The sequence below is a fragment of the Collinsella sp. HCP28S3_E9 genome, assembly GCF_052065455.1.
In the GTDB taxonomy this organism is placed as follows: Bacteria; Actinomycetota; Coriobacteriia; order Coriobacteriales; family Coriobacteriaceae; genus Collinsella.
Window position 1 is genome coordinate 1 of record NZ_JBQHTZ010000014.1, and the last position, 14,199, is coordinate 14,199.

Annotated in this window: 11 protein-coding genes; 1 reads left to right on the forward strand and 10 read right to left on the reverse strand. The window is 61.1% G+C overall.

Translation table 11 applies throughout. The features are described from left to right. Positions 1-145: 145 nt before the first annotated feature. The 3 genes from groL to ACTNA2_RS07460 all read right to left on the reverse strand — a co-directional run bounded on the left by groL (position 146) and on the right by ACTNA2_RS07460 (position 4,738). The gene (gene groL, locus ACTNA2_RS07450) at positions 146-1,783 is read right to left on the reverse strand and encodes a chaperonin GroEL (RefSeq protein WP_154514811.1); all 1,638 of its coding nucleotides are present in this window, start codon (positions 1,781-1,783) and stop codon (positions 146-148) included. A gap of 96 nt (positions 1,784-1,879) precedes the next feature. Continuing rightward, positions 1,880-2,173 (reverse strand): co-chaperone GroES, encoded by a 294-nt coding sequence (gene groES, locus ACTNA2_RS07455; protein ID WP_089572547.1) that lies wholly within the window; start codon positions 2,171-2,173, stop codon positions 1,880-1,882. A gap of 921 nt (positions 2,174-3,094) precedes the next feature. Next, positions 3,095-4,738 (reverse strand): amidohydrolase, encoded by a 1,644-nt coding sequence (locus ACTNA2_RS07460; RefSeq protein ID WP_441049044.1) that lies wholly within the window; start codon positions 4,736-4,738, stop codon positions 3,095-3,097. Between the two features lie 304 nt (positions 4,739-5,042). Here ACTNA2_RS07460 and ACTNA2_RS07465 point away from each other — a divergent pair, with 304 nt between their 5' ends. Next, complete coding sequence (locus ACTNA2_RS07465; protein WP_441049045.1) at positions 5,043-6,506, forward strand: M20 family metallopeptidase; 1,464 nt, start codon at positions 5,043-5,045, stop codon at positions 6,504-6,506. 140 nt (positions 6,507-6,646) lie between these two features. Here the strand turns inward: ACTNA2_RS07465 and ACTNA2_RS07470 are convergent, their stop codons facing one another. From ACTNA2_RS07470 to ACTNA2_RS07500, 7 genes are all read right to left on the reverse strand, one after another. Beyond that, positions 6,647-7,894: a DUF4013 domain-containing protein gene (locus ACTNA2_RS07470; protein ID WP_441015150.1), complete on the reverse strand. Its 1,248-nt coding sequence runs from the start codon at positions 7,892-7,894 to the stop codon at positions 6,647-6,649. Between the two features lie 150 nt (positions 7,895-8,044). Further along, on the reverse strand, positions 8,045-9,067 hold the full coding sequence (locus ACTNA2_RS07475) for a YitT family protein (RefSeq protein ID WP_441049046.1): 1,023 nt from the start codon (positions 9,065-9,067) through the stop codon (positions 8,045-8,047). A 207-nt stretch (positions 9,068-9,274) separates the two neighbouring features. After that, entirely contained in the window at positions 9,275-9,796 is a 522-nt protein-coding gene (locus tag ACTNA2_RS07480) for an Asp23/Gls24 family envelope stress response protein (protein ID WP_441049047.1), read from the reverse strand. Positions 9,797-9,840: 44 nt separating this feature from the next. Then, positions 9,841-10,218, reverse strand: coding sequence for a DUF2273 domain-containing protein (locus tag ACTNA2_RS07485; protein ID WP_441049048.1), 378 nt, complete (start codon positions 10,216-10,218; stop codon positions 9,841-9,843). Then, positions 10,211-10,756 (reverse strand): hypothetical protein, encoded by a 546-nt coding sequence (locus ACTNA2_RS07490; RefSeq protein WP_441049049.1) that lies wholly within the window; start codon positions 10,754-10,756, stop codon positions 10,211-10,213. Before ACTNA2_RS07490 ends, ACTNA2_RS07485 begins: the two co-directional genes overlap by 8 nt. 165 nt (positions 10,757-10,921) lie before the next feature. Next, a complete protein-coding gene (locus tag ACTNA2_RS07495) occupies positions 10,922-11,728 on the reverse strand; it encodes a YebC/PmpR family DNA-binding transcriptional regulator (RefSeq protein WP_154514825.1) in 807 nt (268 codons plus the stop codon). Positions 11,729-11,893: 165 nt separating this feature from the next. Then, positions 11,894-14,077 (reverse strand): DUF6020 family protein, encoded by a 2,184-nt coding sequence (locus ACTNA2_RS07500; protein WP_441049050.1) that lies wholly within the window; start codon positions 14,075-14,077, stop codon positions 11,894-11,896. Positions 14,078-14,199: the final 122 nt, after the last annotated feature.

The window sequence follows — 14,199 nt, forward strand, 5'->3', positions numbered from 1 at the left end:
CCCCCCCCCCCCCCCCCCCCCCCCCCCCCCCCCCCCCCCCCCCCCCCCCCCCCCCCCCCCCCCCCCCCCCCCCCCCCCCCCCCCCCCCCCCCCCCCCCCCCCCCCCCCCCGGGATTCCCGGTGGGAGTTCTAGACCTTGTCGGCCTTAGTACATACCGCCGCCCTGCTGACCAGCGGTAGCAGCAGCGATAGCATCCTCAAGCTGAGTGTTCTTGGGCACATCGGAAACCGTGGCCTCGGTGATGAGGATCAGGCTGGCGACAGAAGCAGCGTTCTGCAGGGTGACGCGGCTGACCTTGACGGGGTCGAGGACGCCCATCTCAATCATGTCGCCCCACTCGCCGCTGGCAGAGTTGAGACCCTGGCCAGCGGGCAGCTCGGCGACCTTGTCGACCACGACAGCGCCCTCAAAGCCAGCGTTCTTGGCAATGGTTGCGACCGGAGCGGTCAGAGCCTTCTTGACGATGTCGACGCCGATCTTCTCCTCGGGGTCGTCGATCTCGACTGCATCGAGCGCAGGCACAGCGTCCATGAAGGCGACGCCGCCGCCAGCGACAATGCCCTCCTCGACAGCAGCGCGGGTTGCCTGCAGGGCGTCCTCGACGCGGTGCTTGATCTCCTTGAGCTCGGACTCGGTGGCAGCGCCGACCTTGATGACGGCAACGCCACCGGAGAGCTTGGCCAGGCGCTCCTGGAGCTTCTCGCGGTCGAAGTCAGAGGTGGTGTTCTCCATCTCGCCCTTGATCTGAGCAATACGGGCGTCGATGGCCTCCTTGGAGCCAGCGCCGCCGACGATGACGGTGTTGTCCTTGGAGATGGTGACGGACTTAGCGGTACCGAGCATATCGGCGGTGATGTCAGCGACCTTCACGCCCAGCTCGTCCAGAGCAGCCTGACCACCGGTGAGGACGGCGATGTCCTCGAGAATGCGCTTGCGGCGATCGCCGTAGCCCGGAGCCTTGACGGCGCAGACGTTGAGGGCGCCGCGGATCTTGTTGAGGACGAGGGTGGGCAGAGCCTCGCCGTCGATGTCCTCAGCGATGATGAGCAGGCCACGGCCAGCGCGCTGGACAGCCTCGAGAACAGGCATGATGTCCTGGACGCTGGAGATCTTCTGGTCGGTGATGAGGATGTACGGATCCTTCATCACGGCCTCCATGCGGTCGTTGTCCGTGACGAAGTAAGCGGAGACGTAGCCCTTATCGAACTGCATGCCCTCGACGGTGTCGATGGTGATGTCGAACGTCTGGGAATCCTCGACGGTGATGACGCCGTCCTTGCCCACGACTTCCATGGCCTCGGCGATCTTCTCGCCGACCTCGGGGTCACCGGCGGAGATGGTACCGACGGAAGCAATCTGCTCCTTGGTCTCGACCGGCTTGGCCTGCTTCTTCATCTCGGCGACGGCGGCGTTGACGGCCTTGTCGATGCCGCGACGGATGGCCAGCGGGTTGGCGCCAGCGGCGACGTTGCGCAGGCCGTCGTTAACGATGGCCTGAGCGAGCAGGGTTGCGGTGGTGGTGCCGTCACCCACGGTGTCGTTGGTCTTGGTGGCGACCTCCTTCACCAGCTGGGCGCCCATGTTCTCGATGTTGTCCTCGAGCTCGATCTCCTTGGCGACGGAAACGCCGTCGTTGGTGATGGTCGGGGCACCGAACGTGCGCTGCAGGGCGACATAGCGGCCCTTGGGGCCCATGGTGACGGTAACGGCATCGGCCAGAGTGTTGACGCCCTTGGCGAGCTTAGCGCGGGCATCGGTATTGAACGTAATGTTCTTTGCCATGGTAGGTAATCCTCCAAAAGAAATGTGACTCACGTCGCCGCTTCCGAGTCCTATGCGGCGACCGCGTTCAAAGACGAATCAGAGAGCCTGATGAGACTAGGCCTCGACGACGGCGTAGATGTCGTCGGCGCGCATCAGCAGATACTTCTCGCCGTCGACCTTGACCTCGTTGCCACCGAACTTGCCGTAGATGACAACGTCGCCTTCCTTGACGTCCATGGGGATGCGCTCACCCTTGTCGTTGACCTTGCCAGCGCCAACGGCAACGATGGTGCCGCGCTGCGGCTTCTCCTGAGCGTTGCTGGCGATATACAGACCAGAAGCGGTCTTCTGCTCGGCCTCGTCGGGCTTGACCAGAACACGATCTGCAAGCGGCTTCAAAGACGACATGCTTGTCTCCTCCTTTTTGGGCCGCGTGGTTATGCCACGCGAATTAACCCTATTTGTTTGCGTACGCGTTGAATGGTACCCACGAATGGCGGGTTATACAACACAGAGTCAAAAAATCTTATTTTTTGGCACTTAGATTTTCTGAATGCCGGGGGGATAACTTGTGCGCAGCTCCCGTGTGGCGCCGGAGGGGCGGGGCATAAGGTTTCCTGCTCGGGCAGTCCTGCTCGCACGAAGGCCACATTACGTGGCCTTCGGCTCGTGCGGAACTCGCGATAAACCTTATATCCCGCCCCTCCGGCGCCACACGGGAGCCAAGTTAACTAGTTCGGGCGCGGCATTCAGAAACGTCAGTGCAGCAAAATGGCGATGCGGATAGGAACATGGGCATGGCTTTCGCTGCACGCACGGGTCCCCTGGGGAGCACCGTGCATTTTTGGGAGTATTCAGCAGACCAGGATGGCTGTATACGCGCCAGACACATCTTATTGGTCCCAAGGACGCCTTCGACCGGCGATTTGGGTCGGCAGGCAGACCCCATCAGGGCATAAAGGCATGCCTCGTGCCTGCCCGGACGCCAAAATGACGTCAATCCCCATGACATTACCCGACCGCAACGGCGCCGGCAGAGCTCGCAGTGCTGAATACTCCGTTTTTTGCACGGCCCAGGCGGGGGTACATCAGGGCCAGAAAGAACATCCCAACCTATTTATGCAATCTGTAATGGGAAGTATGCAAAACACCATGAGGCAGCATTGCAAATGTCCAATTTGAACGCGCGGGGCAGCAGCGCCTCCACCCCACGCACAAATCCGGCAGAGCAGGGACGCTCATAACGATTCCCCACCGATATGCAGACGTGGCTCGAGCGCCATCCCAAAATAAGTCGCCCGGGCCGCGTTTAACGACACGGCATGAGCATCAGCGCTCGTAGATGAGGTTACCGGCTAGGTAGGTGGCCTGAACCTTGGTGGCTTGCAGCTCTTGGGGGTCAACGGTGAGCGGGTTTTGGTCCAAGACTACCAGGTCAGCATACTTGCCGGGCTCCAAGCTGCCGAGGTTTTGCTCGTCGCCAGCTGCATAGGCGCTGCCCAAGGTGTAGTTGCGCAAAGCCGTTGCCGCGTCGATGCGCTCGCTCGGTAACCAGCCGCCCTCGGGCCAGTGGCTTTTGGGGTCCTGGCGTGTGATAGCCGTGTAGAGCACGTCCATGCTGGTAACGGGCGTGATGGGGCTGTCGGTACCGAAGGCTTGGCGAATGCCGCGCTGCTTATAGGTTGCGAACGGCCACATGATGCGGCTGCGCTCCAAGCCCAAATCGCGCTCCGGTCCACCCGGGTCGAGCGTAATGTGGCAGGGCTGGCTCGAGGCGACCACGTTGAGCTTGCGCAGGCGGTCGATGTCCTCGGGCAGGAGGTTCTCCAGGTGCTCGAGCGTGTTGTGGCCGTGCTGGGGCAGGCCGTACAGACCGGCGGCTTCCTCGAAGATATCCAGCGCGGCATGAATCGCACCGTCGCCGATAACGTGGATGCGCACGGCGCGGCCGCGCTCCGCAGCCGCCAGAACCAGCTTGCGCATGCGCTCGGCGGAAACCGTCAGACGGCCTTGGTCGCCCGGGAAGCGCGGATTGGTATAGGGCTCGGTGAGATATGCCGTATGTTCGCTCGACACGCCGTCAAAGAACTGCTTAAAGCCCGGCGCCGAAAGCAGTGCGTTGTTCGCGTAACGTGCCTGCAGCTCTTCTAGACGCGACTGGTCATCCAGCAGCGTGGGGAACAGATGGGCACGAATGCCCAGCTTGCCGGCTGTCTGCAGTTTGTCGTAGACGTCGTCGCGGATAAAATCGCAGCCCGGCATGGGCATGAGCGACATGTCGCAGATCGAGGTGATGCCCTGCTCGGCCATGCGCCTCATTTGATCGGCGTAAGCGCTTGCGATGCGATCTTCGCCCAGCCACTCAAGGCAGCGCGGCAACAGCTGCATGGCGGCCGCCTCGTGAGCAATGCCCGTGAGCTCACCGTTTGCGTCCTTGTCGTAGCTGCCGCCCGCTGGCGGCTCGCTATCGCGCGTGACGCCGAGCGCCTCGAGAGCGCGACTGTTGAGCCACAGCGTGTGGCCGTCGCCCGAGTACATAACGCAGGGACGATCGGGAAATACCGCATCGAGCGACGCCTTGGTAGGATGCTCGGGCGGGTCCCAACGGTAGTCGCGCCAGCCCTGCGTCACAACCCAAGCGTCGTCGGGTAGATCCTGGGAAAACTCGAGCGCGTGCCGCACCAGCGCCACCTCGGACGTGCCCCCATCCATGAGCATATACGGCGAGGAACCGACCGAGGTATGAAAGAAGTGCAGATGAGCGTCATGGAAACCGGGGCAGACAAACTGCTCGCCGTAGTCGATAACCGGCGTGGCGGCAGGCGCGGCGGCGATCACGTCATCGGGCTTGCCGACTGCGACGATACGGTCGCCTGCGATGGCAATCGCCAGCTCACGGGCGGTATCGATGCCATCTTGCGAGGTAAAGACGTTCTTAGAGCGGATAATCCGATCGATATGTTGCATGGGCATCCCCATCTCTGGCAGGAAATTCAACACCCCCGAGTGTACTCCACCGCCACAGCTGCAAAACGTCAAGCGGTAAACGGCACCTTTCCCAACCCCAACGGCCCCGCCTGCCCCTTGGGGACGGGGTAGAAACGGTAGATTTCAAGCTTGAAAGCCGCATCCAAGGCTGCGTGCATAAGCAATTTGCACCTGTCAAGGTTACGGAGGTATCCATTTCTACCATTTCTGCCCCGTCCCCAAGTGGCAGGTGGCATACTGGAAAGAGCCTGTACGATTTTGCGATAAACCAGCAAGGAGCAAATCGACCATGACGAAGACCAAGGCACAGCAGATTATGGCAGCGACCGAGGCCCGCGCGGCTGATGACGTCACCGCAGCCATCCAAGATATCGCCGCCGAGTTTGAGCCCTACATCATCAAGCAGCGCCGGCACTTCCATAAGCACCCGGAGCTGAGCCTCGCCGAAGAGCGCACGACTTCTGACATCGCCAACCAGCTCGACGCCATGAATATCCCCTACGAGCGCCCGCTTAAGACGGGCCTGGTGGCGACCCTTCGCGGCACCGCACCCGACGCCTACCGCGAGGACGGCACGCCGCGCCGCCGCATCCTGCTGCGCGCGGATATCGACGCCCTACCCGTCACCGAGCAGACCGGCGAGGAGTTCGCCAGCGTCAACGAGGGCTGCATGCACGCCTGCGGCCACGACTGCCACATTGCCATGATGCTCGGCACGCTGCAGATCCTGCGCCATATGACCGACGACATCCACGGCGAGGTCCGCATCGTCTTCCAACCCAGTGAGGAAAACGGCCAAGGCGCCAAACTCATGATCGGCACGGGTGTGCTCGACGGCGTCGATGGCGCCTACGCCTCACACATCTGGAGTGAGGTCGACGCCGGCACCGTAAGCTGCGAGCCCGGTCCGCGCATGGCCAATACCGACTGGTTCCGCATTGATGTCCGCGGCACCTCGTGCCACGGCGCCATGCCCCAGCGCGGCCACGACGCCGTCATGGTGGCGGCCGAGATCGTCAACGCCCTGCAGACCATCGTTTCGCGCGAGATCAGCCCCTACGAGCCGGCCGTCATTACCGTCGGCGAGCTGCACGGCGGCACCGCGCGCAACGTTATCGCCGGTACCGCCTACCTCGCCGGCACGGTGCGCACCTATGGCGATTCGACGCACGAGGAAATGCCCGAGCTCATGCGCCGCATCGTAGAGCACACTGCGGCGGCCCTGGGCGCCGAGGCTGAACTTACCGACTACACCATCGCCAACTACAAGGTCGAAAACGACGTCGCCTCGAGTGAGCGTTGTCGTCAGGCCGTGGTCAAGTGTCTGGGTGCAGCCGGCGAAGGCCATTATCGCGGCACGCTTTCGGGCGAGGATTTTTCGGAGTACCTGCGCCGTGTACCGGGCGTGCTTGCCTTTGTGGGCACGCGCAACCCCCAGATCGGCGCCACCTATGCCCAGCACTCCTGCTTCTATAAGATCGACGAGAGCGTGCTCGCCAAGGGCTCCATGGTAGCCGCTCAGTATGCTATCGACTTTTTGGCCGAGCCCACGCAAGAGGAGCTCGACGGCCCCGCTATCGCCGCGGTTGCCGAGACCAATCCCGATCTGGCAGCCAAGCTACGCTCTGCCAAGGCAACGGCCGCCGAGGCCCGCGACGCCATGCACGACGCCCGCACCGCCCGCCATGCCGCCATCAAGGGCATCCACGAAGCTCGCACCGCCGCTCGTCACGAAGAGAAGCACAACGAGTAGTCGAATCGCGACCATCTCGCAGCCGTAGCCACATCGCGATGTCAAAGCGGGGGCGGATGTTTCGACACGTCCGCCCCCGCTCATTCGTCAAGCACTATTTCTACCATTTCCACCCCGTCCCCAAATGGCAGGTGACAGGGCTACTCGTCTTGCGGGTCCTCGTCGGAGCTTGGCGCGGGTTCCGTCGTGGGCTCGGACTCCGTCGTGGGCTCGGACTCCGGCGCAGATCCCGGGACAGACTCAGGCTCGGGCTCAGGCGCGACATCCGGAGCGCTGTAACCCGAAGGAGCGGACTTCTTCTCGAAGGGCAATACAAAAGTCAGGACGTCGTCCTTATCCTCGTCGGCCCACTCGCTTGCATAACGTGCGACCCAATAGCCAACGGCACGGTGCTTGAGCATCTTGCCAAAGACCGTTAGAAATACGGTGACGAAAGCGATCAGCACCAGGAACAGTACGAGTGAGATGCCACCGCCGGTAACAATTGCCTCAATACCCGTAGGACGATAGTAGTAGCTATACATACCGACAGAGGCAATAGCGCCAAAGACCGCCGTCAAGATCCATGTGACAACGTTGGCGACCAGGCCCGTCAAAAACTCGGGAAGGAATGAAGCGCAAAACAGCTTGGTCTTATTGTTCTTAAAGGCCGCCCAGACCTTGTCGAGCGAAAACGCGCTCTCGACGCGACCGGTCACCGCAAAGTGCATCACGGCGATATCGGCGAACATCTTAAAGAAGACTCCCAGGACCGCCGTGGCAATCATAGCCAGGACAAGCAGGCCAAGCGAGCCAAACAGCGCAGTCTCGAGCGCAGAAGAGCCGTAATACGAATACGAGCCCGCCGCGCCAATTACCACGCTCTCCACCAGCGAAAGCACTACACCAATAACGGGAATGGCAGCGATAATCTCGAGCACGACCGAAATAACGCTCGAAAAGACCCCGAGGCCAAACGATGTGGAACGCATCAACGGACGATCCATGCCGTCATCGATCTTAAGCGACAGGTCGCGACCCCACTCGATGCCAAAGCCCGAACCGCACACACTCGCCACGCAGGCGGCCAAAAAGCCGATGGCAGCTGCAATACCGCCGATAACGGGAATGAACAGCACGAGCACCGACACGACACAGATAAGCGCCGGCAAAAAAGCAATCTGGCACACGCGCTGCAGCACGCCCGGAGTCTTGGTCATGTCTTGGAACGCCTGAGCCACACAGCCCTTTGGCGCATTCGCCACGGGCGGTTGCGGAACAAACTGCTGGGGCTGAGACTGTCCCTGGGGAGCGGGGCCAGCGGCCTTGACCTCGGTATTAGGGGCACCGCACACGCCGCAGAACTTGTCGTTATCGCCCATGGGGGCGCCACACTGCGAACAGAACATCGAAATCATCCCTTCGTATCTAGAGCGAATCACCTGGATCGCAAACGACGTCTTTGGCAACATTATCGCGCAATGTGGGGACAAATACCCCAAGATGACCGATTTGAAACGTAGGCGGCTTTATTCAATGGTTCGAAGGGTATATCCGCGCTAGTTCGTGCCGCGGAAGCCCTTGCCCACGATCTCGGAGCTGTCAACGATCGTGATAAACGCATCTGGATCGATATCGCGGGTATAGCGGCGCAGTTGCACTGCCTCGCGACGGCTCAACACGCTCATAATCACTGTGACGCAATTGCCCGAGAAGGCACCGTAGCCGCGGCTGATCGTTGCCGTGCGGTTGAGATGCTTGACGATAAACTCCTCGACTTTGCGCGGTTCGGAGCAAATAATCGTACAGACCTTGCGCAAGTGAATGCTCTCGATGGCCTTGTCGACCACAAGCGTCTTGGCAAACAGGCCGAGCACGCAGTACAGGCCAACGCGCGGACCGTACAAAAAGGCCGCGATGGTCACGATGCCGATATCGACCAACAGCAAGGCGCGTCCGATCTCGAGCGTCGTGCGACGCTTGAGGATCATGGCAAGGATATCGGTGCCGCCCGTCGAGGCGCCAATGTCAAAGACAATGGCACTGCCCAGCGCCGGCAAAATCACGGCAAAACACAGGTCGAGCCACATATCGCCCGTCATCGAAACATCCGTCGGAATGAAGAGCTCAAACAGCGAGACGTAGGCCGAAAGCGCAAACGAGGCAAAAACGCTCCACAGGATTGCCTTGCGCTCCAAAAAGATAAAGCCCAAGACGACGAGAACCGCATTGATGATCCACATAAAGACGCCGACGGGCAGAGTCGGGAACAGCGTGGAAAGAATGACCGACACGCCCGAGGTTCCGCCGAAGGCAAAGTGATTGGGGGTTTTAAAGGCCACGATGGCGAACGCCGTGAGGATCAGGCCCAGATTGAGCTCGGCGAAAAAGCGCGGGAAGCCCGGCTCCTGGCTGCGCTTGCGGCCGGCGCGCTCGCCACGTTCGATATCCTCGCGACCGACAACGCGCTCCATCGGCACCACGGGAGGACGATGCACCTCCTCGGCGGCACGCGACGCCGCCTCTGCCGCAGCGGCCTCAATCGCCCATGCCTTGCTTTCTGTTTCGTGCTCGTCAGCCATTACGGCAACCCCTCGTTAACGATTTGGAAACAATGCGCCCATTAGGGTAACGCGGAGCGCGAAGATTGCAACCCCTAGTTAGACGAGCGGTATGACTACATCGAGGGCATATAGAAAACGGTCGACCGCACTTTTGCTTGCGCGGTCGACCGTTTAGCGTTTTCGCAGGTAAAACCTATCGAAACAAACCTGTCCCTATTTGGTAGGTTACTCGTGCTGGCTGGTGCGGTGCTCGTACTCCTCGGGGGTGATGACATCCTCGATGCGCAGGTTGACGCCTGCCACCTCAAGGCCGGTCATCGCGGCCAGGCGCTCGGTCACGCGCGCCTTAACGTCGTCGAAAATCGCGGGTGCGTAGGCGCCGTACTCGATAATGACGGAAATGTTGACGACCACGCGGTTGTCATCGGTGACCTCGACCGTCACGCCCTTGGTCAGGTTCTCGGCACCAAACTGCTCCTGAACAAAGTGCATAAGGTTGCCCTTCATGCCCAGGACGTGCGGCACCTCGCGGGTGGCCATGGCGACGATCTTCTCGATCACACCGTTGGAATAGGTCAGCGAATCCTCGGACTCGTCCGCTTCCTCATCATCCTCGTCCGCATCGTCGGCGGGCTCGGCCTCGACGAGCGCCCCGTCCTCGAGCGTTACGTCCTCAGCCTCGGCGACGACGGTCTCGTCTGCCTCGAGCTCGGTATCGGCCACATCGACCTTCGTGTTAAAAGCCATGGTTCCTCCTTATGCCCACCGCACACGCGGCGGTCGAATACATACTAGCGGCCGCTAAACAGACGGCCGAAGAAGTTGACGATCCCGTTCTCGCCGTCACGGATCTGGCCAATCACGGCGCCGATCAGCACAAAGAATGCGATGACGAGTGTATCCCACAGGCCGATCGTGAGCACCAGCACGGCGAGCACAAAACCAGCGACGGCTCCGAGCGTGGTGTTGGGATGACGGACGGCATAGCTCCAGATGGCCGCCCCCGTACCCTTGATGAGACCCATGGCCTCGTCAAAGTCGTTGGCGGCGCTGTCGTGCTGCTCGCCGGCCTCGGGGGTGGTGTCGGCGGACTCGCCTGCCGGCGTAGCGTTCTGGTCGATCGTCAGGCGCGGGGTGCGGACGGTCTTGTCTTGATTGGTATCACTCACCGGAAACCTCCACGGTCTGGACGGTAGTCTTGGACGGCAAAAAACGGACGCGCGCGGTCGTGCCCGGCGTGCCGAGCATGGTGTCGCAGGCCTCCTCGATACGTTGCTGCATCGCGGTTGCAAGGGAGGCCACGTCCCGGTCATCGAGCGCGATGGCGTCGACCTTAAAACGGACGAGCGATTCGTCGGAACCCTGCACGCGCGCCTCGACATGCTCGACTATCACACGGTCGTCGCGCTCTGCCGCGGCACGGGCGCACGAGGAAAGCGCTGCGAGGGTGACCTCGATGTTGCGCTCCCCCGCCGGATGCACGCAGGACGGCTCGCGACGCGCGAACATCAGGCGGAAAAACCCGATGAGCACGCCAAGTGCCACGATGGCGGCGCACACCGTAACGACAACGCGAGGCATGGTGTCACGCAACAGCAGCATAAAGCGATACGTATACGGTCCCCAGAACTGGCAGACAAGCGTGCCCAGCGCCACGATGGCGGCGGCAAGGTACACGATTGCTAGGGCTCGTTTGAGTACGCGCACGCGCGCTCCCTTCAGGTTTCGGTCCACAGAATGCAAAACGATTCGCATCATTATAAAAGAGCCGGGTCCGGTGCCATACGCACGCGGATCCGGCTCATCTATTCCACGAGGCTTGTATGCTCGCTTCATTATGCCCAGATATGCACGGCTTAACCCGTGCAGGCGCTACTCCTCCTCGAGGGCAGCGATGACCTCGTCGGTCATGTCCATGGTGCTGTAAACATCCTGAACGTCGTCGAGCTCCTCGAGACGGTCGATGAGGCGCTGGACCTTCTTGGCGTCGGCACCGGAGACCTCGGTCGGGGTGGTCGGAACCATAGTGGTCTCGGAGCCCTTGACCTGGATGCCCTGCTCCTCGAGCGCCTTGGAAACAGCCATGACGTCGTTGGCGGCGGTCCAAACGATCCACTCCTCGCCGGCGTCCTCGTAGTCGTCGCCACCGGCCTCGGCGATAGCCATCATGAACTCTTCCTCGTCACCGGCAGCACCGTTGGCGATCATGGTCTCCTTCTTGGCGTTCTCGTCCAGGATCTCCTTGGCGACGACGATCTGGCCCTTGCGCTCAAACTGGAAGGCGACGGAGCCGGAGGTGCCCAGGTTGCCGCCAGCGTGGGAGAAGGCGGAACGGACATCGGCGGCGGTACGGTTGCGGTTATCGGTCAGGCAGTCGACGTAGACGGCAACACCGGCGGGACCATAGCCCTCGTACACGATGTTCTCGTAGACGGCGGCATCGGCACCCGAACCGAAGGCCTTGTCGATAGCGGACTTGATCTTGTCCTTGGGCATGGACTGAGCCTTAGCCTTGGCAACGGCAGCGGCGAGGCTGGCGTTGTTCTCGGGCAGCGGGTCGCCGCCGAGACGGGCAGCAACGGTGATGTTGCGGCTCAGCTTGGAGAAGAGGGCGGAACGCTTGGCGTCCTGCGCGCCCTTACGATGCTTGGTTGTGGCCCACTTAGAGTGTCCGGACATACGTGTCTCCTATCGGTTTCGACCTAAAGCCCAGCGCAGATGCTCGGGCAATATAAACAAACGTCGTTATGATATACCTACTGGCCTGCGAGATAAACCCCAAAATGAAGGCGTCGTGATGATGCAGCCCCTTGGTGCAAAGTAACCTGTCCCCTTTGCACCAAGTTAGAACCAAAGGAGGTCGCTGCGGGTGATGGTGGCGCCGATGGCGAAGGGCATGCAGGCGATGACTGGATACAGGTAGCGCATGTAGGTCGAGCCGTTGCAGGGACCGATCAGGCACACGGCGAGCACGCCCAGCAGCGGCACCCAAATGGCCAGCCCGCGCCACGAATGACGACGTAGCAGATAGACCACCACAGCGATCATGATCCACACATAGGTGGCCGAGCTCATGGTGAGCGAGATAAACGGGATGCGTTGTACTGCCACGCGATACAGGTTGATCAGGTGGTCGCACCAGCGCACAACCTTGCTATCGACCGGATGGAAGTCGAAGTACTTGAGGTTATCGGGCTTCGCCATGATCTCGGCACTGCGCGCCGTGCTGTAGACCCACGCATCGCGGGCACTCGGATAAAAGTAGCCGTAGTAGTTATTGATGAGCGCCGAGATATAGCACTCGGGATCCTTTTTGAACATCTGGGCCCACGCCTCAAAATAGGCCTTGATGTCCTCCTGCGAGGCGTACTCGTTAAAACAGTTTTTTACGGCATCCGACTTGTCGGGGTTGTAACGGCGGCCCAGATTCTCGTACTTGAGCACCCGATCGATCGCAGCGCGTTCCTTATCGGTCACCAGACCGTCGCAGGGAGCTTCCTCAATCGTGCCGTCGTCTTTGACCTTGGGGTTAACGCCCGAATTAAGGCCGTCGTGCTTTTGGACGAAGCGCGCCGTCTGTTGAAACGGAATCGAGAGGATCTCGCGCTTGGAGCCCGGCGTGATATCGTGCGCGGGCATAAAGACCTTGGTAAAGTACATGTTGGAGGCAAGGCAGAGCACGAGCACCGCGAGAACGCCGGCCCAGCGGAAGCGCGGCGTGGCGCATGAGGGTGCGACGCCAGACTGTTTGACCACGCGACGGGCCACATGCGCGTCCCAGGCGCAAAACGCCGCCGCAATCACGCAGGCCGCCAACGGAAAGACCAGGCCGCCATTGCGCAAAAACGTGGAACCCATGGCGCCCAGCACGAGCAACAGCCAGTCGTGGCGCGCAAAGAGCACAGGCGTGCGCTCGCCCGCGCGCTCGGCATTGACATCGCGACGGGGCAGGCCACATGCCACGAGCTTGACGGTCTGAACGAGCAGTACCAGAAACGCATCGGCAAACAGTACGTCTTTGGTCAGCAGCGCCGCGTAGTTGGAGAACATCGGCATAAACGCAAAGAACAGCAAGATGACGCCGCGGACCGGCAGGCTCACGCCCAGCTTGCGCAGCGACGATATGGAATAGGCCACGCAGGCGGCCGTGATGACAAATTGGGCGCAGGTGTAGATGGCAAGACCCGCATTGGCGCTATTGAATAGCGAAAGCCCCAGTTGCACACACAAGCCGATGATGGCCGTGTGTACCACCGGATGATGGCCGTTGAGCAGCACGTTGGGGTTAAGCAGGCGCAGGTAGTCGCTCGTGCCGTTGGGGTAGTTGAACCATTGGCGGATCTGCGCGCCCGTATCTCCCATAAAGAGGCCGGGCAGCGAGGCGATAAGCGTGGGCGCCCAGACAATCATGAGTACAAGAAACGGCCCAACAAAAGGATGGACCGAGAGCACGGCGTGGGTAACACGCCACACGCGGCCAAAATGCGCCTCCGAAAACGGAATGCGGCGAGAACTCAACCAATCCAAAAACTCAAAAGCCAGATAGAAGGCCACAATCGCCAGAAGCATCCAGCCCGCGCCGCCAATCCAGGCGCAGATAACGCGCGCCTTGTCGCCCAGCACAATCTCGGCCGAATCGGTGAGGTCGTAACTGCGGCCGAACACCATGCAGACGGCAAAGAATAGCGACGGCAGCACGACCGAGGGGCGCCAAGCGTCACCGCGGCCAAAGAACACATAGCGAAACGGCAGCGTGAGCAGGCAGGCCAGCGCGAGCAGCATCACAGCGTCGGTATGGCCGGCAAATGAGAGGAGTACCTCGTAGCACACGTAAAGCATGCCCGAGGCCTTTGGATCGATCGCCAAGACCGCGTTGCTCGACACCGGGGCGGGATCGATGGAAAACGCCGTGGTCGCCAGCAGGGCGAGCAAAAATGCGACGAGCGTCTGCTTGGCGGGATAGCGCTTAAACCAAACGATGCGGGCGGCGTCGCGCGCAGCCGTTGTGGAGAGATCGGAATCCTTCACAGTCCGAAAAGCCTTTCTAGAAACCTGCCAAAAAGGGACAGGTTTATTTTGGCAGGTTTTATCTGGGGAAACGTTACGGTTCTGTCATCGTTGCCTGGCAAAATCGCCACAAAGGTGCCTGT